This window comes from Pseudomonas sp. PDM30, assembly GCF_019218985.1.
Taxonomy (GTDB): domain Bacteria; phylum Pseudomonadota; class Gammaproteobacteria; order Pseudomonadales; family Pseudomonadaceae; genus Aquipseudomonas; species Aquipseudomonas jessenii.
Genome location: NZ_JAHUWM010000004.1, coordinates 612,695 through 636,003, shown reverse-complemented (window position 1 = coordinate 636,003; position 23,309 = coordinate 612,695). Strand labels below are relative to the sequence as shown.

The window sequence follows — 23,309 nt, the reverse complement described above, 5'->3', positions numbered from 1 at the left end:
TGGCGCACTTATAACCTGCCAATAAGTTGATTTTCGTCAGGCATTACGCTTCTTAGAATGCTTCGGTCTTTCCACGCCGGAGCTTGCAGTACATGACTTCCCTTACGGTCACGGCACCTGTTGCTGCGGCCAGCACGGCAGCCGCTCCACCTGTCTTCGGCCCGCGGATCATTATCGGCCTGGTTGGCGTATTGGTGGCGGTGCTGATGTCGGGCCTGAACGAGATGGTGACCAAAGTCGCCCTGGCCGACATCCGTGGTGCGTTGGCCATCGGCTACGACGAAGGCACCTGGCTGGTCGCCTGTTATACCGCGACTTCGGTGGCGGCCATGGCGTTCGCGCCGTGGTGTGCGGTGACGTTCTCGTTGCGGCGTTTCACTCTGTGCGCCATCAGCCTGTTCACCCTGCTGGGTGTGTTGTCCCCCTTCGCCCCGAATTACGAAAGTCTGTTGTTGCTACGCACCTTGCAAGGCCTGGCGGGCGGTGCATTGCCACCCATGCTGATGACCGTGGCCCTGCGCTTTCTGCCGGCCAATGTGAAGTTGTATGGCCTGGCCGGTTATGCCCTGACGGCGACGTTCGGCCCGGGTCTGGGCACGCCGCTGGCGGGGTTGTGGACCGAGTATGTCGGCTGGCAATGGACCTTCTGGCAAATCATCGCGCCTTGCCTGATTGCCATGGCCGCAGTGGCGTATGGCTTACCCCAGGACCCGCTGCGCCTGGAGCGCTTCAAGTCCTTCAACGGGCGCGGTGTGCTGCTGGGCTTTCCCGCCATCTGCATGCTGGTGATCGGCATCCTGCAGGGCAATCGCCTGGACTGGTTCGAGTCGAACCTGATCTGCGGATTGCTCGGCGGCGGGCTGTTGTTGCTGGTGCTGTTTTTGACCGGCGAGTGGTCGCAACCGATTCCGTTTTTCAAGATGCAGATGCTCGGCATCCGTAACCTGTCTTTCGCCCTGCTGACCCTGGCAGGCGTGCTGGTGGTGTTGCAGGCGGTGATCATTATTCCGTCCAGCTACCTGGCGCAGGTCCAGGGTTATCGCCCGGTGCAGACCGCGCCGATCATGCTGCTGGCGGCGCTGCCGCAATTGATTGCGCTGCCGTTGGTGGCGGCGCTGTGCAACTTTCGCTGGGTCGATTGCCGCTGGGTGTTGGGCATTGGCCTGAGCATGCTGGCGCTGTCGTGCGTCGGCGGCTCGCAATTGACGTCCGCGTGGATTCGCGACGATTTCTATGTGCTGCAATGGCTGCAGATTTTCGGTCAGCCCATGGCGGTGTTGCCGCTGCTGATGCTGTCCACCGGCAGCATCAACCCGATGGAAGGGCCGTTCGCATCGGCCTGGTTCAACACCGTCAAAGGCCTGTCGGCGGTCATCGCCACCGGGGTGATCGAGGCGTTGACCACGGCACGCCTGCATTTCCACTCGACCATGCTGGTCGACGGCCTCGGCAACTCGCCGCTGGCCGAGCGCGACAGCACAAGCCTCGCTCATCGGCTGCATGAGCAAGCGGTGGTGCTCACTTCCTCTGATCTTTACCTGTGCATGGCGGGTATCGCCGTGACCTTGATCCTGCTGATTTTCTGGCTACCGACGCGGATTTATCCACCGCGCGCACCGACCTGATTGCTCCACTGAAACAGAAGGTTTTTATGAACACTCAAGCAAAGCAGAAAGTCGCGGTTGCCGTGGCCGCCGCATTGGCCGTCGGCGTGTTGCTGTACCTGGCGATGCCCGGCCTGTTCGGCAAGCGTACCCAGCAGAACACCAATGATGCTTATGTCTCGGCGGATTTCACCCTGGTCGTGCCGCGGGTTGCCGGGTTTATCAAGCAAGTGCTGGTCGAGGACAACCAGCAGGTCAAGGCCGGGCAGTTGCTGGCACTGATCGATGACCGGGATCTACGCGCCGCCGCCGAGGCCGCCGATGCCGAAACGCTGGTGGCCAGGGCGCAACTGCAAAACGCCCGGGCGACCCTCGAGCGCCAGGCATCGGTGATTGCCCAGGCGCAATCCTCGGTGGTTTCGGCCAAGGCGGAAATGGCGTTTGCCGAGCATGAACTGAACCGCTACAACCACCTCGCCGGTGTGGGCGCTGGCACGGTGCAAAACGCGCAACAGGCGCAAACGCGCATCGACCAGGCCTCCGCGCGGCTGGCCAATGCCACGGCGGTACTGGCGGCGGAACGCAAGCAGGTGGAGATCCTCACGGCCCAGCGCGATGCAGCCGAAGGGGGGCTGAAACGGGCGCAAGCGAAGCTGGAAATGGCCAGCTACGAGTTGTCCTATACGAGGATCGTTGCGCCACAGGACGGCATGGTCGGCGAGCGCGCAGTGCGGGTCGGCGCCTACGTCACACCGGGCAGCAAAATCCTCGCTGTGGTGCCGCTGGCGCAGGCGTACGTGATGGCCAATTTCCAGGAAACCCAACTGACGGATGTGCAGCCGGGGCAGGCTGTGCAAGTGCGCGTCGATAGCCTGGGCGGTGCGGCACTGAACGGTCGTGTCGAAAGCATTGCACCGGCCACCGGGGTGACGTTTGCCGCGGTCAAACCGGACAACGCCACCGGCAACTTCACCAAGGTGGTACAGCGGATACCGGTGAAAATCGTGCTGGAGCCGGGACAGTCGCTGGCCGAGCGCTTGCGGGTGGGGATGTCGGTGGAGGCGAGCATCGATACCGGCAGTGGTGTCTCGCGTGAGGTGACTCAGCGATGAAAACCTGTGTTGACGGTGCGGACGCCATCGCGAGCAAGCTCGCTCCCACAAGGTTTATGCGCGATGTACAAGATTTTCGCATCACAGAAAGTCCATTGTGGGAGCGAGCTTGCTCGCGAAGAGGTCATCAGCCTCGCCTGACTTTTTCTGCCTTGCTTATGCTGAGCCTGTCCGCCTGCACCGTCGGCCCGGACTTTCACAAACCTCAGCCCACACAAATCACCGAGTGGTCGAAACCATCAAAGGCAGCCGCCAGCCAAGCCATCGCCGAAACGATGAACGAGCGCTGGTGGGAGGTGTTCAACGACCCGAAGCTCTCGGCCCTCACGCAACGCGCCCTGACCGACAACCTCGACCTGAAGCTGGCCAGCAGCCGTTTGCAGCAAAGCCGTGCCGTTCGCCAGGTGATCACCGCCAACCGCTATCCGAATACCGCCGCCACGGGAAGTTACGCCCGAAAACGTAATAGTGGTGAAGGCCTGAGCGACCCGTCAGGGCACAACGGCCAGTCCGCATTCAACCTGTGGGATGCCGGTTTTTCCGCGTCCTGGGAGCTGGATTTGTGGGGGCGTGTGCGTCGGGAAACCGAAGCCGCCGACGCCAACCTTGAAGTCGCCGAGAACGACCGACGCGGTGTGCTGTTGTCGGTGCTGGCCGAAACCGCCCAGGACTACATTCAACTGCGTGGCGTGCAGAGCACCCGGCTCGTCACCGAACAGAACCTCGCCGTCGCCCGCCATAGCCTGAAGCTTTCGCAACTGCGCCTGGCCGACGGCGTCGCGACGGATCTGGATGTCGCCGAAGCCGCTGCGCAGGTGGCGGCCATCGAATCACGCCTGCCCGCACTGGAGCAGCGCCAGTGGCAACTGATCAACGCCCTGAGTCTGTTGATGGGCGAAGCGCCCCAGGCATTGGCGGCGGAGTTATCCACAGACGCACCGGTGCCACAAACGCCGCGCCAGGTCGCCATTGGCTTGCCCTCGCAACTGGCTGAACGCAGGCCGGACATTCGCCAGGCCGAAGCACGGCTGCATGCCGCCACTGCCAGCATTGGCGTGGCCAAGGGCGATTTCTATCCGCGAATCACCCTGTCGGGGAACATCGGTTCCCAGGCCATGCAATTGAGCGATTTCGGCTCCTGGGGTTCGCGTTCGTTCGGGATCGGCCCGCAATTCAGCTTGCCGTTGTTCGACGGCGGCCGCTTGCGTGGCGTGCTCGAGTTACGCGAAGCACAACAACAGGAAACCGCTATCATCTATCAGCAAACCGTGTTGCGCGCCTGGCATGAAATCGATGACCAACTGACCACCTACAACGCCAGCCAGTTGCGCCGCGACAGTCTGGCCGAAGCCGTACGTCAGAACCGCATTGCGCTGGACACCGCGCAACAGCAGTACGTTGAGGGCGTGGTGGATTTCGTCACGGTGCTCACCGTGCAAGGAGCGTTGCTGGCGACGCAGGAGCAGTGGGTCGAGAGCTCGACCGGCGTGTCGCTGGCGGCCGTCGGGTTGTACAAGGCGTTGGGTGGGGGTTGGGAGTCGGTGTATCCGTTGGCCGTGACGGCGCAGCGTTAATACGCAGGCAATGATGGCCATCTGCTTGACGCTAGTCACCGCTGCCGTAGACTCGGTTGATCCGAAAGGGAGTGCGGTCATGCGGATTTTCTGTGTGTTGGGGTTGGGATCGGTCCTCGTCGCGAGCGCTGTCCAGGCGCAAACGCCTGGGGCAGACGACCCGCTTGCGCAAATGGATGCGGGCGCCAGTACTGCGACCAGCGCCGAGGCCCGCGGTGTACTGCGGGCCCGGGATCAGGCAGTACTGGCCAGTGAGGTGCCCGGGCGGATAGTCGAACTGCCGTTCAGTGAGGGAGAATCGTTCAAGAAGGGCGATACCCTGGCGCGGTTCGATTGCTCGGCCTATCAGGCGCAGCTCAATGCCGCTCAAGCGGCCAGCCGTGGCGCGGGTGAAGAACTGGCGCACAACCGGCGACTGGCCGCGCTGAATTCGGTCGGGCGTTTCGAAGTGGCACGTGCCGAGGCCAAGGTCAGCGAAACCCAGGCGCAGTCCCAGGTGTATCAAGTGCAGGTCAAGCGTTGCAGCGTGCAGGCGCCGTTCGATGGCCAGGTCGTCGAGCGCAAGGTACAGCGCTATGAAAGCGTACCTGCCGGCGCACCCTTGCTGGACGTGGTCGATAATCGCACCCTGGAAATCCATTTGCTGGTGCCCTCGCGCTGGATGGCCCGACTCAAGCCCGGCCAGACCTTCAGTTTTGTCCCCGATGAAACCGGCAAGCCGCTGGATGCGACAGTCAAACGCCTGGGCGCACGAATCGATGAAGGCAGCCAGACCCTGCTGCTGGTGGCCAGCGTGCCCGACGCCAGCGGGTTGCTGGCGGGCATGAGCGGCACTGCGCATTTCGCGGAGTTCAAGTGAACGCGCCTGTGAGCGGCGGTGCCGAACAGGTATTCGCACGTTTTCTTGATCTTGAGCGCCAGACCCGCGCAGCCCAAACGTCCGCCCAATTGGCTTACAGCCTGGTCAATGATGGACAGGCATTGTTTGGCTTTCGCCATGCGGCACTGTTGATCGCCGGGAAGGTGCAGGCCGTGACCGGTGTCAGCGCGGTGGAGCCGAACTCACCCTTTGTAGCGTTCGTCGAGCAGGCGGTGGCTCAGTTGTTCAAACGCGAACAATTGCAGCAGGCGCGGGTCGTTGCCGCCGATGTCCTCGGCGAGTCGCTGCGGGCTGAATGGCAAAGCCTGTCGGCGGCGCAGGTGTTCTGGCTGCCGCTGGTCGATCGTCAGGGCAAGGTGTTCGGCGGGTTGTGGCTGGCCCGGGACGTTGCGTGGAACCCTGCCGAACAGGTGCTGCTGGCGCAACTGGGTGATACCTACAGCCACGCCTGGCAGGCGTTGCAACCGCGCAAGCCCTGGCGTCTGCGTTGGACCCGCAAACGCCGGGGCTTGCTGGTTGCAGTGCTATTGCTCGGGCTGTTGATCCCGGTGCGCCAGTCCGTATTGGCACCGGCTGAAGTGGTGCCGCTGGGCGGTCGGGTGGTGGCGGCACCGCTGGACGGTGTCATTGCCGAGTTCCTGGTCAAGCCCAATCAGACGGTGAAGACCGGCGAATTGCTGCTGCGCTTCGAAAGCACCACGCTCAAGGCTCAGGCCGATGTCGCCGAACGCGCCCTCGGGGTTGCCGAGGCGGAACTCAAGGCCAACTCCCAGCGTTCGTTCGCCGATGCCGAGTCCAGCTCGAAACTGGATTTGCTGGCCGCCCGGGTTGAACAGAAACGCGCCGAGCGCGACTACGCCCGTGAACTGCTCAAGCGCAGCGAAGTGCGCGCCGAACGCGATGGCATTGCGGTGTTTGCCGATGCCGAACGCTGGATCGGCAAGCCGGTGCAGACCGGCGAGCGGCTGATGGAGATCGCCGATCCGACCCAGGCGCAATTGCGTATCGAGCTGGCTGTGGGGGACGCGATATCCCTGGAGCCCGGCGCTGAAGTCGCCTTGTTTCTCGACAGTGACCCGCTGCAACGGCATCTGGCCAGACTCGAACGTTCGGCTTATGAAGCGCAACCTACGGCGGGCGGGCAATTGGCTTATCGGCTGGATGCGAATTTCGACGCGCCACCTCCGCGCATCGGATTGCGCGGCACGGCGAAAATCTTCGGTGACCGGGCGCCGCTGGGGTTGTACCTGCTGCGTCGACCGTTGGCCGGTTTGCGTCAGAGCGTGGGCTTGTAAATGAGCCTGCCCGGCCTGCGTGCCGACCTGCAACTGTCCCCGGCAGCGCCGGCGCTGGACGGTGCGCGCAGCTGGACGCTGGCCGACCCGGTGCGAGGGCGTTACTTCAAGCTCGGTACGACGGCGATGCGTTTGTTACGTCACTGGTCGCTGGGTGAACCCGAGCAGGTCCTGCAAGCGGCCAATCGTGAGCCGGGACTGGCGCTGGACGGTACGGATCTGGAGCAATTGCTGGTTTTTTTGCGCAACCACGACCTGATTACCGCCCTCGACCCCCAGCAGCGTGCCAGCTACAGCGTTAAAGCGGATGCCCAGCGCCGGAGCCTGTGGCAAGTGTTGCTGCATCAGTACCTGTTTTTTCGAATTCCGTTGTGGCGCCCCGAGCGTTTTCTCAACCGTGTCTGGCCTTGGCTGGAGCGCTTCGGTCCGCGAGCGCTGCGCTACGGATTACCCGCCGTGCTGGGGGTGGGGGTGTTTCTGGTGTCGCGGGACTGGCAGCGATTTATCGCAACGTTTCCGCATCTGTTCAGCCTTGGCGGCGCAATGGCGTTTGGCGTGGCCCTGTTCTTCGCCAAGCTCTGCCACGAATTCGGTCACGCATTCATGGCCAAGCGCGCCGGGTGCCGGGTACAGAGCATGGGCGTGGCGTTCATGGTGCTGCTGCCGATGTTTTATACCGATGTCAGCGATGCCTGGCGGGTCAATGATCGCAAGGCCCGGTTGCTGATTGGCGCTGGCGGCGTGCTGGCGGAGTTGCTGTTGGCGTGCATTGCCTTGCTGGCCTGGTCGTTGTTGCCCGACGGTCCCGCCCGCACCGCCGCGTTCATGCTCGCCAGTGCTACGTGGATCACCACACTGGTGGTCAATCTCAACCCATTCATGCGTTTTGACGGTTATTTTTTGCTCAGCGATTTCTGGCAGGTCGATAACCTGCAAGGTCGGGCGTTTGCCCTGTGCCGCTGGCGCCTGCGCGAGTTTTTGTTCGGCTACGGCGCAGCGGCGCCGGAGCCTTGGTCGCCGACAATGCAACGGCGTTTGCTGATCTGGGGGTATGGCTCGTGGTTATGGCGCGCGGCATTGTTTTTCGGGATCGCTCTGGCGGTCTATCACCTGTTCTTCAAGGTGTTGGGGATTTTCCTGATGCTGGTGGAGCTGGTCTGGTTCATCTTTCTGCCCATCATGAGTGAGTGGCACCAGTGGTGGGGCCGCCGCGAGCAGGCGCATGGACCGCGGGTGCTGCTCAGCAGCCTGGCATTGCTCGGGCTGTTGCTGGTGCTCATCCTGCCGTGGCGCAGTGCCGTCGAGGTGCCGGCCATGCTGGAAGCGGGCCGGGTCAACACCTTGCATGCGCCGGTGGCGGCACGGATCAAAGCCGTGAAGGTGCATGACGGGCAGTCGGTGGTGCAGGGTGATGTCCTGATCGAACTGGAGTCCCCGGATCTCGATTCGCGCCAGACCATTGCGCGCCGGGAAATCGAGATTCAGCAATTGCAAATGCGCCGTCAGGCCAGCCGCAGCGAAACGGCCTCCGATGCCTCAATCGTCGAGCAGCGCCTGGCCGAAGCGGTCGCCGAGTACCGGGGGCTGGCGGCTCAGCGCGAGCGATTGCTATTGCGCGCTCCCCATGCCGGCACCGTGCGAGATCTGCTGCCGCAATGGGCGGTGGGGCGCTGGCTGTCGACCCGGGAGCCGCTGGCGCGGGTGGTCGAGGAGGGCGTGCGCTTGCGTGGCTATCTGGCCGAGGCAGAACTCTGGCGCGTGGCACCGGGCGCCACTGGACGGTTTATCGCCGATGATCCGATGCATCCGGCGATTGCGGTGCAACTGAGCGAAATCGACACCAACGGCGTGGCGTTTGTCGATCAGGAGGCACTGACCTCCGATCACCACGGACCGATTGCCGTGCGTCGCGATCAGTATCAACGAGCCGAGCCGGTACAGGCGCAGTATGGCGCGCGATTGAGTACCCTCGAACCGGCGCCGACGCCGGTGCAGCCGTTGCGCGGCGTGGTGGTGTTGCAGGGCAGCGGCGAGTCGTTATTGGGGGTCGCCTGGCGACGCATGGCGGCGCTGGGGGTCAGGGAAAGCGGTTTTTAAGGAGTGCGACGATGGCGAACAGCAGTGCTGTGGCAGCCGAAGGTTTGGTGGTGCGGCCTTCGCGAGCAAGCGATGGGCCTTTTTTGCAGCGCCTGTATCAATCGGCCCGACCGGACCTGCAATGGATCGACGACAGCGTGGAGGTGGTCGAGCAGATTGTGGCCCAGCAATTCCAGGTACAGGAGCAAGGACTGGGTGAAAACTTCCCCAATGCCATGCATTACGTGGTTGAGAAACTCGGCACTGCGATCGGCGCGTTGAGCACTGATTTCGGACCGAATGAGATTCGCGTGCTGTATCTGGCCTTCATCCCGGCGGCGCGGGGGCAGGGGTATGGGCGGGCGGTATTGCAGGGGGTGCAGAAGGCCGCCCAACAGATTCGTTGCCCGGTGGCGACGGTGGTCTGGGCCAGCAATCCCCATGCGCTTGAGCATTACCTGACGCTGGGCTTTGCAGTGCAGGAGTACAACGTCGCGGCACAAAGGCTGGTGTGGTATCCGCAAGGCTGAGGGCACTGCGAGCCAGAAAAGGGTCAGTTGAAGGCGATGTAGAAGTAGCCTCGCTGCGGATCACGTCCCATCGACGGCACCCGGGAAACGAAAATGTTTTCCACTTTGCCCAGTTCCGGCAATTGCAGCGTGCATAAACCGTCCACAAAATCGGTCGGGACCAGGCTGTTGAACTCTACACTGAACGGCATGCGCTCACTGTTGCACATGCGGGCGCGGGGTGACTCTTCGAGGTGTTCGAACTGCACCGGCAATTCGCCGCCGTCGGGCAGGCGAAGGACAACGGTCTGGCCCAGCAGGGTCTGGAAATGATGACTTTGAACCGCTTGCAACATGATCTGCCTCCGAAAAGTGAACAGTGCCGGGGGCGCGCGGCCCCCGGCGAACCTTCAGCCACGCGATGGAAAATACCCTTGCAGGGCGATGCTGAAGTTGATGACCAGGAACGGGTTCATCACGCTCATGGGCTGGGTCCCGCCAGTGGAGGCAATCTCTCCGGTGACGGTGGTGCTCACGCCCTGGAGCGCCACCGCCGTTGCCCCTTGTTGATCGGAGTAGATGTTCGCCGTCCCCGGTCCGCCGCTCGAAGCGCCGATGAAGGCGTTGGTTGCCGTTGGCACGTTTACGGGATTGCTCGGCGGGTTGGCCAGTTGCAGGGTGGTGGTGGCGGTCAGTCCGGACATCTGGTGGGTGTGGTTGGGCATGTTGCCGATGGTCGCGGTGACGTTTTCGGTACCGGAAATCTCGCCAATGGTGCGCGTGCTGAGATTGGTGCCGGTGCCCTGGGCCATCGGTAATCGACCTTGCAGGTTGGGTAGCATGAAGGTGGTCTGGCCGTTGCCGCCGTAGTTCACGCCAATCAGCGAGAACAATGCACTCCATTGCGAAATGCTTAACGTCTGGCCATTGCAAAGGGCCCAGTTCTGGGGGGCGAAATCAAAGGCGAAAGGCTGGATAGTGCCGATAAATACTTCCATTAATCCTCATCCTTCAGGTTGGTGGTTGGCGCGCCACGCGGCTGCCAGACACCTGGGGGTGTCGACTCCTTTTCTTTACGTGGCTCGGTCACGCCACGCCACAGCGTAGACGTAGATTGTGGGTGTCGTGGCGAGGTTGTGTTTGTCCGATGGACGCGCTTCCCACGCTGTCGTCGCTAATGTCCTTCGCTGTTTACGAAAAGCTCGGTATCAAGTCGATTTAGCTTCAAATTGATATCAAAAGACCACTAGTCGAAGTTTTATCGATCGACTACGCTTTGTCCTACAAAAGGACTATCAAATACGGTGAATGGACTTGCACCATTTTCATTTCATTTCCGGTTTGCCGCGCTCGGGGTCGACCCTGCTTTCTGCAATCCTGTTGCAGAATCCGCGTTTCCATGCCGGAATGACCAGCCCCGTCGGTTCCCTGTTTTCCGGTGTTCTGGAGCAGTGCAGCGCCGGCAGCGAGTTTGGTGCCGTTATCGACACCGATATGCGCCGTCGCCTGTTGCGCGGCCTGTTTGATTCCTTTTACGCCGACAAGGCCGACAAATCGGTGGTGTTCGACACCAATCGGTTGTGGAGTTCGCGCCTGCCGGCCATCAGCGATCTGTTTCCCAAGGCCAAGGTCATTGCCTGCGTGCGCAACGTCGCCTGGGTCATGGACAGCATCGAGCGTCTGTACCGCGCCAATCCCTATGAAAACACCAAACTCTTCGGCGATGCCGTCGAGCGCAACACCGTCTACAGCCGTTGCGAAACCCTGGCCCAGCGCAATCGCCTGGTGGGTTTTGCCTGGGCGGCGCTCAAGGAAGCCTATTACGGCGAGCATGCCGACTCCTTGCTGATCATCGACTATGACTTGCTGACCCAGGCTCCGGAGCGGGTGCTGCGGCTGGTCTACGACTTTATCGACGAACCCTGGTTCGAGCACGACTTCGAACACCTGGCGTACGACGCCCCGGAATTCGATCAAGCCCTCGGGGTGGCCGGCCTGCACAAGGTCAGACCCAAGGTCGCCGTGCAGGCACGACGCACCATCCTGCCGCCGGATCTGTTCAAGCAATACTCAGACTTGTCCTTTTGGCTCGATGGCTCTGCCAGCGCCGCCAATGTCATTCGTATGAAGTCCGACGCCGCGAACATTTGATCGCGGCGTTTTTCATTGATGCCTTACGTATATTCGTTCGAATCCGGGTGAGCAGCATGTGGTGGACCATTTTTGGCGGGGTAAAGGCAACGTCACGGGCAACCGAAGGTCAACGGACGCCAGCGGCGCCCATGATCATGTCCCTTGAACCACGCATGCTGTTCGACGGCGCCGTCGCCGCCACGGTGGCCGATACCGCGGCCCAGGCCGATAGCCATTCCACAGCCGATGCCGCCAAGACACCGACTGCCGATCACCCGACGATCAGCAAGGACACCCACGGCCAGACCGATGCCGCGCCGGCTGTCAGCCCGGTTGCGGTGCCAGGGCAGAGCGTGGTGTTCGTCGACTCTCGGGTGAAAGATGCCGACAGCCTGCTCCGGGGCGTCGCCCCCGGGACCCAGATCGTGAAGCTGGACACGGGCAAGGATGGACTGCAACAAATTGCCGACTACCTCGATCAGCATCAGGGCATCAGCTCGGTGCAGATCATCGCCCACGGCAACGCTGGCGACCTGTGGCTGGGCGACAGCTATCTGTCGGCTGACAACGTCGCCGCTCGCAGCGCGGTGCTGGCGGAAATCGGCAAGGACATCAACGCTGGCGGTGACATCCTGATCTACGGCTGCTACACCGCCGAAGGCGAGCGTGGCCTGAGCTTTGTCGACTCGCTGGCGCAAATGACCGGCCGCGATGTAGCGGCTTCGAGCAACCGTACCGGCGTGGGCGGCGACTGGGATCTGGAAATCGCCACCGGCAACATCGAAAGCGCCAACGTGCTCTCGACCACAGCCATGAGCGACTATCAGTGGGGTCTGGCCACCTGGACCGCCACCAACAACGCCAATACGGGCGTCGGCTCGTTGCGTGCCGCCCTCGCCTCGGCGCAGAACGGCGATATCGTCACCTTCAGCAGTGGCATGACGGTGCAGTTGACCTCCGAATTGCTGATCAACAAGAACGTCACCGTTGATGGCGACTTGAACAACGACGGTGCGGCGGATGTGATTCTCGATGGTCAGTACAGGACCCGAGTGATTGAAGTGAGCTCAGGCAGTATCGTCACGCTCGATGGCCTGGTGATCACCCGTGGCCTGGTGTCGGGCAATGGCGGCAACGGTGGCTACGGTGCCACGGGCGCGATGGCCGGAGGTATTTTCAACGCCGGGATTCTGACCCTGAACAACGTTACCGTGACCTCCAACGGGGCTTCCGGTGGCGGTGGCGGCGGCGGTGTCACGGGCGCTTTTTACGGCGGCGGCGGCGGTGGCGGCGGCGGTCTGGGCGGACAGGGCGGTGGGCATGGCGGTTCGGCAGGGCCAGGCACCGGCACGTTGGGCGGCCAGGCGGGCAGCGGTGGCGTCGGTGGTTACGGCGGCGGTTATGACGCCACCCACATGGGCGGTCGTGGCGGTACCTCCACTGGCGGTGCTGGCGGGCTGGGCGTTTCCTATTACAGCAACGGCGGTAACGGTGCGACGGCCACCAATGGCACGATATCCATTGGCGGCGGCGGCGGCGGGGCCGGTTGGGACAAGGTGGGTGGCGCCGGCGGCAACGCGGTGGGCGGGATCTACAACGCCAGCAGCGGCACCATCACCGTCATCGGCACGTCGACCATCAGCAACAACATCGGCGCCGGTGGCGGCGGTGGCGGTGGCGGTGGCCAAGGCAGCAATGCCAGCAATGGCGGCCTGGGCGGCCGGGGCGTCGGTGCGATCTGGAACAAAGGCACGCTGCTGATGACGGCCGCCAACTTCGCCGCCCTGGCCGGTAATGCCGCGGCCAGTGGTGCAGGCGGTACCGCGCAGGGCGGAGGTACAACCGGCACCTCGCCGACCTCCTTCGCGACCATCTACAACGATGGGGGTGTACTCAACACCGCGTATGCGCCACCACCGACCGCGACCATCGTGGTTGCTGACACCACACTGAGCATCGGCGAAACGTCCTTGGTGACGATCACTTTTTCCGAGGCCGTGACCGGTTTCACCAATGCGGACCTGACCATCGCCAACGGCACCTTGAGTGCGGTAAGCAGCAGCGATGGCGGCATCACCTGGACGGCTACGTTCACGCCGTCCGCCAGTATTTCCGATACGACCAACGTCATTACCCTGGACAACACCGGGGTGATAAACGGTCTGGGCACCGCCGGCGTCGGCACCACCAACTCCAATAACTACACGGTCGACACCGTACGCCCGACCGCGACCATCGTAGTGGCAGACAATGCGCTGAGAGTCGGCGAAACTTCGCTGGTGACCATCACCTTCGATCAGGCCGTGACCGGTTTTACCAACGCCGACCTGACCATCGCCAACGGTACGCTCACGGCGGTGAGCAGCAGCGATGGCGGCATCACCTGGACGGGGACCTTCACCCCAACCGCCAGCATCACCGACACGACCAACCTGATCACCCTGGACAACACCGGGGTCAGCGACCTGGCGGGCAATGCCGGGAGCGGCACCACCGACTCGAACAACTACGCGATCGACACTGTGCGCCCGACGGCCACCATCGTCGTTACGGACACGGCGCTGAAAATCGGTGAAACCTCGCTGGTGACCATTACCTTCAGCGAAGCGGTCAGCGGGTTCACCAACGCCGACCTGACGATTGCCAACGGTACGCTCACGGCGGTGAGCAGCAGCGATGGCGGCATCACCTGGACGGCGACCTTTACCCCGACCGCCAGCGTCAATGACACGACCAACCTGATCACCCTGAACAACACCGGGGTCAGCGATCTGGCGGGCAACGCCGGTAGCGGCACCACTGATTCGAACAACTATGCGATAGATACGCTTCGTCCGACCGCGACCATCGTGGTGGCGGACACGGCGCTGAGAATCGGCGAAACCTCGCTGGTGACCATCACCTTCAGCGAGGCGGTGAGCGGGTTCACCAACGCCGATCTGACCATCGCCAACGGTACGCTCACTGCGGTGAGCAGCAGTGATGGCGGTATCACCTGGACGGCGACCTTCACCCCGTCCGCCAGCATCACCGACACGACCAACCTGATCACTCTGGACAATACCGGGGTCAGCGATCTGTCGGGCAACGCCGGCAGCGGCACCACCGACTCCAACAACTACGCGATCGACACCGTGCGCCCGACGGCCAGCATCGTGGTCGCGGATACGGCGCTGAGAATCGGTGAAACCTCGCTGGTGACGATCACCTTCAGCGAGGCGGTGAGCGGGTTCACCAACGCCGACCTGACCATCGCCAACGGTACGCTCACTGCGGTGAGCAGCAGCGACGGCGGCATCACCTGGACGGCGACCTTCACGCCCTCCGCGAGCATCAACGACACGACCAACCTGATCACCCTGAACAACACCGGGGTCAGCGATCTGGCGGGCAACACCGGCAGTGGCACCACCGATTCGAACAACTACGCCATCGATACTGTTCGTCCGACTGCCACGATTGTGCTGGCCGATACAACGCTGACCGCGGGCGAAACCTCGCTGGTGACCATCACCTTCTCCGAGGCGGTGAGCGGTTTCACCAACGCCGACCTGACGATTGCCAACGGCACCTTGACATCCGTCAGCAGCAGCGACGGTGGCATCACCTGGACGGCGACCTTCACCCCTACCGTTGGCGTGAATGACTCGAGCAACGTGATCACCCTGAACAACACCGGAGTGAGTGATCTGGCGGGCAACACCGGCAGCGGCACCACCAACTCCGGCAACTACACCATCGATACGGTGCTGCCGACGGCGACCATCGTGGTCGCCGACAATGCGTTGAAAATCGGTGAAACGTCGCTGGTGACCATTACTTTCAGCGAAGCCGTCAGTGGGTTCTCCAACGCCGACCTGACCATCGCCAACGGTACACTCACAGCGGTGAGCAGCAGCGACGGCGGCATCACCTGGACCGCGACATTCACCCCGACTGCCAGCATCACCGACACGACCAACCTGATCACGCTGGACAACACCGGTGTGCAGGCTGTCGCCAGCGGTAACGTGGGCATCGGCACGACCGACTCCAACAACTACGCCATCGACACCGTGCGCCCGACCGCCACCATTGTGGTTGCGGACACGGCACTGAGAATCGGCGAAACCTCGCTGGTGACGATCACCTTCAGCGAAGCGGTGAGTGGTTTCACCAATGCCGACCTGACCATCGCCAACGGTACGCTCACAGCGGTGAGCAGCAGCGACGGCGGCATCACCTGGACGGCAACCTTCACGCCTTCGGCGAGTATCAACGACACGACCAACCTGATCACCCTGGACAACACCGGCGTGGCTGATCTGAGGGGGAACGCCGGCAGCGGCACCACCGATTCCAACAACTACGCTATCGACACGGTCCGACCCACTGCGACCATTGTCCTGGCCGACGCCACCCTGAGTGCCGGCGAAACCTCGCTGGTGACCATTACCTTCTCAGAGGCAGTGACGGGTTTCACCAACGCTGACCTGAGCATCGCCAACGGCACCTTGACCTCGGTGAATAGCAGCGACGGTGGCATCACCTGGACCGCGACCTTCACCCCAACCGTCGGCGTGAATGACTCGAGCAACGTGATCACCCTGAACAACACCGGAGTCAGCGATCTGGCGGGCAACACCGGCAGCGGCACTACCAACTCCGGTAACTACACCATCGATACGGTGCTGCCGACGGCCACTATCGTCGTGGCCGATGGTGCGTTGAGCGTCGGTGAAACCTCGCTGGTGACCATCACCTTCTCCGAGGCGGTGACGGGTTTCACCAACGCCGACCTGACCATCGCCAACGGCACCTTGAGCTCCGTGACCAGCGGTGATGGTGGCATCACCTGGACCGCAACCTTTACGCCGACCAATGCCATCTCCGACACCAGTAACGTCATCACCCTGGATAACAGCGGTGTGCAAAACGGCTCGGGCAACGCCGGTAGCGGCACCACCGATTCCAACAACTACGCGATCGACACCGTGCGCCCGACAGCCACCATTGTGGTCGCGGACTCGGCGCTGGCGGTGGGGCAGACATCGGTGGTGACCATCACGTTCTCCGAGGCGGTCACCGGCTTTACCACGGCCGATCTGACGGTGAGCAACGGTACTCTGAGCAATCTCAGCACCAGCGATAACATCATTTACACCGCGACATTTACTCCGACGGCTGACATCACCGACGCCACCAATCTGATCACCCTGGACAACAGCGGTGTGGTCGACGGGGCGGGCAACGCCGGCAGCGGCACCACCGATTCGAACAACTTTTCGATCGACAGCCAGCGCCCGACCGCAACCATTGTGCTGTCCGACCCGACGCTGAGCGCCGGTGAAACCTCGCTGGTAACCATCACCTTCTCCGAGGCTGTGAGCGGTTTCAGCAACGCTGACCTGTCCGTTCCCAACGGCACGTTGAGTGCGGTGAGCAGCAGCGACGGCGGCATCACCTGGACGGCGACGTTCACGCCGACCGTCGCGGTCAACGACACGAGCAACCTGATCACCCTGGACAACTCCGGCGTCGCGGACCTGGCAGGCAACGCCGGTGCGGGTATGACCAATTCCGCGAATTTCACCATCGACACCGTGTTGCCGACTGCCACCATCGTGGTCGCCGACACTGCCTTGAGCGTCGGCGAAACCTCGCTGGTGACCATCACCTTCAGCGAGGCCGTGAGCGGTTTCAGCAACGCCGACCTGAGCATTGCCAACGGTATCCTGAGCGCGGTGAGCAGCAGCGATGGCGGCGTCACCTGGACGGCAACCTTCACGCCGACCGCCAACATCGCTGACAGCTCCAACCTGATCACTCTGGACAACAGCGGCGTGCAGAACGCCTCCGGCAATGCGGGCAGCGGCACCACCGATTCCAACAACTATGCCATCGACACCGAGCGCCCGACGGCGACCATCGTCGTGGCCGACGACACGCTGGCCATCGGTGAAACCTCGTTGGTGACGATCACGTTCAATGAAGCGGTGACGGGGCTCACTACCGCCGACCTGACCGTGGAAAACGGCACTTTGAGCGGCTTGAGCAGCAGCGACGGTGGTATCACCTGGACAGCGACCTTCACGCCGAGCGCCAGCATCACTGACACGACGAATCTGGTGACCCTGGACAATACTGGGGTTGTTGACCTGGCGGGCAACGCCGGCAGCGGCACCACCGATTCGAACAACTTTTCGATCGATACCCAGCGCCCGACCGCAACCATTGTGCTATCCGACCCGACGCTGAGCGCCGGTGAAACCTCGCTGGTAACCATCACCTTCTCCGAGGCTGTGAGCGGTTTCAGCAACGCTGACCTGTCCGTTCCCAACGGCACGTTGAGTGCGGTGAGCAGCAGCGACGGCGGCATCACCTGGACGGCGACGTTCACGCCGACCGTCGCGGTCAACGACACGACCAACCTGATCACCCTGGACAACTCCGGCGTCGCGGACCTGGCAGGCAACGCCGGTGCGGGTACGACCAATTCCGCGAATTTCACCATCGACACCGTGTTGCCGACCGCCACCATCGTGGTCGCCGACACTGCCTTGAGCGTCGGCGAAACCTCGCTGGTGACCATCACCTTCAGCGAGGCCGTGAGCGGTTTCAGCAACGCCGACCTGAGCATTGCCAACGGTACCCTGAGCGCGGTGAGCAGCAGCGATGGCGGCGTCACCTGGACGGCAACCTTCACGCCGACCGCCAACATCGCTGACAGCTCCAACCTGATCACTCTGGACAACAGCGGCGTGCAGAACGCCTCCGGCAATGCGGGCAGCGGTACCACCGATTCCAACAACTACGCCATCGACACCGAGCGTCCGACCGCCACCATCGTGGTCGCCGACACGGCCCTGAGCGTCGGCGAAACCTCGCTGGTGACCATCACTTTCTCCGAGGTGGTGACGGGTTTCACCAACGCCGACCTGACCATCGATAATGGCACCTTGAGTGCGGTGAGCAGCAGCGACGGCGGGATCACCTGGACGGCCATTCTGACACCGTTGGCGGGTATCGCCGACACCGGCAACCTCATCCAACTCGATAACAGCGGTGTTCAGGATGCGGCAGGCAATGCCGGCATCGGGGCCACGGACTCGAACAACTACGCGATCGACAGCCAACGCCCGACCGCGACCATTGTCATGGCCGACACCGACTTGCGTCCCGGCGAAACGACTCTGGTGACCATCACCTTCAGCGAAGCGGTCAGTGGTCTGGACAGTTCCGATCTGAGCGTCGCCAACGGCACTCTGAACGGGTTGAGCAGCAGCGACGGCGGCGTCACCTGGACGGCGACTTTCACGCCGACCGCCAGCATCACCGACACCACCAACCTGATCACCCTGGACAACACCGGTGTCACCGATGCAGCTGGCAACGCCGGAAGCGGGGTGACCAACTCGGCGAATTACCTGGTGCAAACCAGTGTGCCGACCGCCAGCATCGTGATCGCCGACACGGCGCTCAAGGCTGGCGAAACGACCCTGGTGACCATCACGTTCAGCGAGGCGGTGACCGGTTTCAGCAACGCCGACCTGACCATCGCCAACGGTACATTGAGCAACGTCAGCAGCAGCGATGGCGGCATTACCTGGACAGCGGCCTTTACGCCAACCTCGAACGTTACCGACGCCGGCAACCTGATCACGCTCGACAATAGCGGCGTGGCCAATGCATCGGGCAACGCGGGGACGGGCACTACCGACTCGAACAATTTTGCCATCGACACCGCGCTGCCGACCGCGACCATCGTGGTTGCCGACACGCAACTCGGCATCGGCGAAACCACCACCGTGACCATCACCTTCAGCGAAGCGGTGAGCGGTTTCGATGTGTCGGACATCAGCGTTGCCAATGGTGTGTTGTCGAACCTGAGCAGCAGCGATGGCGGCGTGACCTGGACCGCGACCCTGACGCCGACCGCCAATGTCAACGACACAACCAACCTGATCGTGCTCGACACCGGTCGCGTGCAGGACGTTGCCGGCAACTTCGGCGCAAGTATCGCCATCTCCAACAATTACGCGCTTGATGCGACCCGGCCAACGGTGAACATCGTGGTTGCCAACCCGAACCTCGGTATCGGCCAGACCACTACGGTGACCTTCACCTTCAGCGAAGCCGTCAGCCACTTCGACCTGTCCGATCTGAGCGTGACCAACGGCGACCTGAGCAATCTCGCCAGCAGCGATGGCGGCAAGACCTGGACGGCGACGTTCACGCCGACGGCCAATGTCACCGACCCAAGCAACTTCATCGCCCTGGACACCCGCAACGTCACAGATCTGGTGGGTAACACTGGCAACACGGTAGCGGTGTCGAACAATTACACCCTCGACAGCGAACTGCCGAGCGCCACCGTCGTGGTCGCCAATCCGAACCTGGGCGTGGGTCAGACTTCGCAGGTGACCATCACCTTCAACGAAGCGGTCAGTGGTTTTGATTTGTCCGACATCAGTATTGCCAACGGCACCTTGTCCGACCTGAGCAGCAGCGATGGCGGCAAGACCTGGACCGCGACCCTGACACCGACCGCCAACGTCAATATCGCCAGCAACGTGATCAGCATCGACTATGCCGGTATCAGCGACATGGCCGGCAACAGTGGCAGCGGCGTGAGCTATTCCGACAATTTTGTCATCAACACGGTGCCAACTTCCTCGGTCGTTTTCGTGTCGGCAGACCCGGATTTGCGCAGCAACCCCCCGGTGACGCTGACCGATGTGCCCAACGTGCCGCTGCAACCGACCATTTTCACGCCTCCGACGGGCAACCTCAGCTCACCATTGACCTTCCAGCCGTTGTTCGAACAACGGGTGATCGGCAACGGTATCCGGCCGTTGGGCGATATTTTCATGAACCACGGTGCATTGGCCCCGAGTTTCATCGCACAGGTTTTCAGCAGCAATGACAGCGGAGGCGATGGCTCGGGGCATGGTTTCCTCGGTTTCGGCGGCGGCGATGGCGGTGTGTTCAGCACCAGCACGCTATCGAGCCTGTTCAATCAGGACAGCAGTAGCGAACGCGATTCGTTGAACGCCTTTGGCAGTCAGTCGATCAAGTCCGGCGATGTTTCCCAGGGCCTGCGCGGGGTGTTTGGCGCACCGACCCTGGGCCAGCAATTGCAACAGCTCAAAGACAACGAGCAGCAGCAGGTCGATAACCTGGCCGCCGCTTTGAAACTGGCCGGCATCAGCGAAATGCAGGCCTGATGAAAACCTCCACTTGTGATGCGGCACCCAGGGGCGATGCAAGGATGAAAAGAAGTCATAAGTTGTTTGGAGCCAGCCTGCTGGCACTGGCGATCAGCGGATGCGCCGTGACCAGTGAGCCGATCGAACGCAGTGTCAGTGAGCAGCGGGCCAAAAGTGACCTGCAAAGCATGTACAAGGGGCAGGAGCCTCTTGGCGGTCCATTGACCCTGCACCAGGCCATGGCCCGTGCGGTGAAGTACAACCTCGAAGGCCGGTTGAAAATCATGGAGGAGGCCCTGGCCAAGCGTCAGCTCGACCTCGCCAGTTTCGACATGCTGCCGCGCATGGCGCTGGACGCCGGATACGTGGGCCGCAACAACGTCAATGCCTCCAGTAGCCAGAGCGTGCGGACCGGCACGCAGTCCCTGGAGCCTTCGACCTCCCAGGACCGCGACCGTGATGTAGCGGACCTGACGATGGTCTGGAACGTGCTCGATTTTGGTGTCAGTTACATCAGTGCAAAGCAGCAGGGCGACCAGCGCCTGATCGTTCAGGAGCGCCGACGCAAGGTGATCAACACCATCGTCCAGGACGTACGCTCGGCGTATTGGCGGGCGATGGCCGCCGAACGCCTGCTCACGCAGATCGACAGCCTGATGGCACGGGTGGAAACCGCGCGCAACGACAGCCAGAGCATGAGCCAGCAACGCATTGGCGATCCGGTGCAAGCCCTCGGTTATCAACGCTCGCTGATCGAAGCGACCCGCCAACTGGAAGAGCAACGCCGTGCGTTGTCACTGGCGAAGACCGAACTGGCGACTCTGATCAACCTGCCGATGGGCACGGAGCTGACCCTGGCGACCGATAACGGTTATGAGATTCCCGAACTCAAGGTCGATCTGGCCAGTCTTGAACAGGAAGCCCTGACCAGCCGACCGGAACTGCGCGAACAGGATTATCAGACCCGCATCAGCGCTGCCGAGACCCGCAAAGCCATGTTGCGCCTGCTGCCGGGCCTGGAGTTCTCCGCTGGCGGACATTACGACAGCAACTCGTTCCTGGTGGAGCAGGGCTGGGCCGATTACGGCGTCAAGGTCACCTGGAACCTGTTCAATGTGATCTCGGCGCCTGCGGCGATCGACGTGGCCAAGGCCGGTGAGGAAGTCGCCACTGCGCGCCGTCAGGCGATGTCGATTGCGGTGCTGGCGCAGTTGTATGTGGCCAATGCCAACTACCGCGAAGCCTTGCGCCAGTTCAAGACCAACCAGCAATTGTCGGACATCGACGGGCAAATCGTCGGTCAGTTGCGCAACCGCCACCAGGCGGATGGCATCGGTGAACTGGATCTGATCCAGGGCGAACTCAATACCTTGCAGGCCGATCTGCGTCGCGACCTGTCCTACGCCGACCTGCGCAATGCCTACGGGCAAATTTTCGCCAGCGCCGGCCTCGATCCGTTGCCGGATCAGGTGCAATCGACACAGGTCCAGTCCATCGCCACGGCCCTGGCCAATCGTGAAGCAGCCTGGGCGGCAGGTGATATTACGGTGCCGGTGACCCATGCCCCAGCACGTTGATGTGAAGGCCCCGACCGCCAGCATCAGCCGAGCTCAGCGGGAGCGGCGCAACGGTCATCGCGGCGCGGCTATCCTGCTGACCGGCCTGCCGGCGGCGGGCAAGTCGACCCTTGCGCAAGCGCTGCACGCCGAGTTGTTTGCCCGCGGACTGCAGAGCGTGGTGCTCGATGGTGACGGGCTGCGGGTGGGGCTCAATCGAGATCTGGGCTTCAGCGACAGCGATCGTCAGGAGAACATCCGTCGCGCCAGCGAACTGGCATCGTTGCTGGTGGAGAACGGACAAATCGTGATCCTGGCGATGATCGCGCCCCTGGTGGAGTTGCGCGATGTGTTCGCCCGGCGGCTCGGTGACGATTATCGCGAAGTCTGGTGCAGTGCGACCCTGGCGGTGTGCGAGCAACGTGATCCAAAAGGTCACTATGCCCGCGCCCGACGCGGCGAATTGACAGGGTTTACCGGGGTGTCCGCACCGTATCAGGCACCGGTCGATGCGGCGCTGGTGCTCGACACCGGGATACAGTCTGTGGAGGCCTGTCTTGATCGACTGTTGACCTGGCTCGGTGAATCCGCGGTGCTGCCCCGGCCTTGAACCGGTCGGTGTTCAAGGTTTCGACGACAAGTCCGCCATGCCCTTGAGCAACTCGATCGGCAGTGGAAAGACGATGGTCGAGCTCTTGTCGCCGGCAATCGAACTCAGGGTCTGCATGTAACGCAGCTGCATGGCCCCCGGTTGGCGGCCCAGCATTTCGGCGGCTTGCATGAGTTTTTCCGAGGCCTGCAATTCGCCTTCGGCGTGGATCACCTTGGCTCGCCGTTCCCGTTCGGCTTCGGCCTGCTTGGCGATGGCGCGGATCATCGATTCGTTGAGGTCCACGTGCTTGATCTCGACGTTGGCGACTTTGATGCCCCAGGCGTCGGTCTGGGCGTCGAGCACTTGCTGGATGTCCAGGTTCAAGCGTTCGCGTTCGGCCAGCAGTTCGTCCAGTTCGTGTTTACCCAGCACCGCCCGCAGCGTGGTTTGCGCCAATTGGCTGGTGGCCATCAGAAAGTCTTCGACCTGGATGATCGCCTTTTGCGGATCGAGCACGCGGAAATACAGCACTGCGTTGACCTTGACCGACACGTTGTCGCGGGTAATCACGTCTTGCGGCGGCACGTCCAGCACCACGGTGCGCAAATCGACCCTTACCATTTGCTGAACCACCGGAATCAGCAGGATCAGGCCAGGGCCCTTGACCTGCCAGAAGCGCCCGAGCTGGAACACCACGCCGCGCTCGTATTCGCGCAGGATGCGGAACGTCGCCCCTGCCAGTGCGATGATCAACAATAGCAGCGCGACAAGACCCAATTGCAAACCCATG

General features: G+C 62.4%; 14 protein-coding genes. 11 read left to right on the top strand and 3 right to left on the bottom strand.

All coding sequences use genetic code 11. The annotated features are described in order from the left end of the window. The first annotated feature begins 92 nt into the window (after positions 1 to 92). From KW840_RS13405 to KW840_RS13375, 7 genes are all read left to right on the top strand, one after another. A complete protein-coding gene (locus KW840_RS13405) occupies positions 93 to 1,625 on the top strand; it encodes an MFS transporter (protein ID WP_218495497.1) in 1,533 nt (510 codons plus the stop codon). A 26-nt stretch (positions 1,626 to 1,651) separates the two neighbouring features. Next, the gene (locus tag KW840_RS13400; RefSeq protein WP_090452391.1) at positions 1,652 to 2,716 is read left to right on the top strand and encodes an HlyD family secretion protein; all 1,065 of its coding nucleotides are present in this window, start codon (positions 1,652 to 1,654) and stop codon (positions 2,714 to 2,716) included. Next, positions 2,713 to 4,290 (top strand): efflux transporter outer membrane subunit, encoded by a 1,578-nt coding sequence (locus KW840_RS13395; protein ID WP_218495496.1) that lies wholly within the window; start codon positions 2,713 to 2,715, stop codon positions 4,288 to 4,290. Before KW840_RS13400 ends, KW840_RS13395 begins: the two co-directional genes overlap by 4 nt. Positions 4,291 to 4,369: 79 nt before the next feature. Continuing rightward, the gene (locus tag KW840_RS13390; protein ID WP_057712541.1) at positions 4,370 to 5,149 is read left to right on the top strand and encodes an efflux RND transporter periplasmic adaptor subunit; all 780 of its coding nucleotides are present in this window, start codon (positions 4,370 to 4,372) and stop codon (positions 5,147 to 5,149) included. Then, positions 5,146 to 6,465, top strand: a complete 1,320-nt coding sequence (locus tag KW840_RS13385) for an HlyD family efflux transporter periplasmic adaptor subunit (RefSeq protein WP_218495493.1) — start codon at positions 5,146 to 5,148, stop codon at positions 6,463 to 6,465. Before KW840_RS13390 ends, KW840_RS13385 begins: the two co-directional genes overlap by 4 nt. Then, positions 6,466 to 8,562, top strand: a complete 2,097-nt coding sequence (locus tag KW840_RS13380) for an efflux RND transporter periplasmic adaptor subunit (RefSeq protein WP_218495491.1) — start codon at positions 6,466 to 6,468, stop codon at positions 8,560 to 8,562. A gap of 11 nt (positions 8,563 to 8,573) precedes the next feature. Next, positions 8,574 to 9,071, top strand: a complete 498-nt coding sequence (locus KW840_RS13375) for a GNAT family N-acetyltransferase (RefSeq protein WP_218495488.1) — start codon at positions 8,574 to 8,576, stop codon at positions 9,069 to 9,071. Between the two features lie 23 nt (positions 9,072 to 9,094). Here the strand turns inward: KW840_RS13375 and KW840_RS13370 are convergent, their stop codons facing one another. Beyond that, positions 9,095 to 9,406: a hypothetical protein gene (locus tag KW840_RS13370; RefSeq protein ID WP_218495487.1), complete on the bottom strand. Its 312-nt coding sequence runs from the start codon at positions 9,404 to 9,406 to the stop codon at positions 9,095 to 9,097. A 54-nt stretch (positions 9,407 to 9,460) separates the two neighbouring features. Continuing rightward, the gene (locus tag KW840_RS13365) at positions 9,461 to 10,048 is read right to left on the bottom strand and encodes a phage tail protein (protein WP_218495486.1); all 588 of its coding nucleotides are present in this window, start codon (positions 10,046 to 10,048) and stop codon (positions 9,461 to 9,463) included. 316 nt (positions 10,049 to 10,364) lie between these two features. Between KW840_RS13365 and KW840_RS13360 the strand changes: the two genes are divergently transcribed. From KW840_RS13360 to cysC, 4 genes are all read left to right on the top strand, one after another. Next, the gene (locus KW840_RS13360; protein ID WP_371318458.1) at positions 10,365 to 11,201 is read left to right on the top strand and encodes a sulfotransferase; all 837 of its coding nucleotides are present in this window, start codon (positions 10,365 to 10,367) and stop codon (positions 11,199 to 11,201) included. 137 nt (positions 11,202 to 11,338) lie between these two features. Then, positions 11,339 to 20,389: an Ig-like domain-containing protein gene (locus KW840_RS13355; protein ID WP_371318457.1), complete on the top strand. Its 9,051-nt coding sequence runs from the start codon at positions 11,339 to 11,341 to the stop codon at positions 20,387 to 20,389. A gap of 44 nt (positions 20,390 to 20,433) precedes the next feature. After that, the gene (locus tag KW840_RS13350; RefSeq protein ID WP_218495483.1) at positions 20,434 to 21,948 is read left to right on the top strand and encodes a TolC family protein; all 1,515 of its coding nucleotides are present in this window, start codon (positions 20,434 to 20,436) and stop codon (positions 21,946 to 21,948) included. Continuing rightward, positions 21,932 to 22,537, top strand: a complete 606-nt coding sequence (cysC, locus tag KW840_RS13345; protein WP_057712532.1) for an adenylyl-sulfate kinase — start codon at positions 21,932 to 21,934, stop codon at positions 22,535 to 22,537. The genes KW840_RS13350 and cysC overlap by 17 nt, the downstream gene beginning before the upstream one ends. 12 nt (positions 22,538 to 22,549) lie before the next feature. On the opposite strand, the gene KW840_RS13340 is transcribed toward cysC, so the two are convergent. Continuing rightward, positions 22,550 to 23,308, bottom strand: a complete 759-nt coding sequence (locus tag KW840_RS13340) for a slipin family protein (protein ID WP_057399130.1) — start codon at positions 23,306 to 23,308, stop codon at positions 22,550 to 22,552. Between the last annotated feature and the right edge of the window lies 1 nt (position 23,309).

What these genes read in the sequence shown, in the direction of transcription:
- KW840_RS13405 (WP_218495497.1), top strand. Translation starts at nt 93, where the DNA reads ATGACTTCCCTTACGGTCACGGCACCTGTTGCTGCGGCCAGCACGGCA.
- KW840_RS13400 (WP_090452391.1), top strand. Translation starts at nt 1,652, where the DNA reads ATGAACACTCAAGCAAAGCAGAAAGTCGCGGTTGCCGTGGCCGCCGCA.
- KW840_RS13395 (WP_218495496.1), top strand. Translation starts at nt 2,713, where the DNA reads ATGAAAACCTGTGTTGACGGTGCGGACGCCATCGCGAGCAAGCTCGCT.
- KW840_RS13390 (WP_057712541.1), top strand. Translation starts at nt 4,370, where the DNA reads ATGCGGATTTTCTGTGTGTTGGGGTTGGGATCGGTCCTCGTCGCGAGC.
- KW840_RS13380 (WP_218495491.1), top strand. Translation starts at nt 6,466, where the DNA reads ATGAGCCTGCCCGGCCTGCGTGCCGACCTGCAACTGTCCCCGGCAGCG.
- KW840_RS13375 (WP_218495488.1), top strand. Translation starts at nt 8,574, where the DNA reads ATGGCGAACAGCAGTGCTGTGGCAGCCGAAGGTTTGGTGGTGCGGCCT.
- KW840_RS13370 (WP_218495487.1), bottom strand. Translation starts at nt 9,406, where the DNA reads ATGTTGCAAGCGGTTCAAAGTCATCATTTCCAGACCCTGCTGGGCCAG.
- KW840_RS13365 (WP_218495486.1), bottom strand. Translation starts at nt 10,048, where the DNA reads ATGGAAGTATTTATCGGCACTATCCAGCCTTTCGCCTTTGATTTCGCC.
- KW840_RS13355 (WP_371318457.1), top strand. Translation starts at nt 11,339, where the DNA reads ATGTCCCTTGAACCACGCATGCTGTTCGACGGCGCCGTCGCCGCCACG.
- KW840_RS13350 (WP_218495483.1), top strand. Translation starts at nt 20,434, where the DNA reads ATGAAAAGAAGTCATAAGTTGTTTGGAGCCAGCCTGCTGGCACTGGCG.
- cysC (WP_057712532.1), top strand. Translation starts at nt 21,932, where the DNA reads ATGCCCCAGCACGTTGATGTGAAGGCCCCGACCGCCAGCATCAGCCGA.
- KW840_RS13340 (WP_057399130.1), bottom strand. Translation starts at nt 23,308, where the DNA reads ATGGGTTTGCAATTGGGTCTTGTCGCGCTGCTATTGTTGATCATCGCA.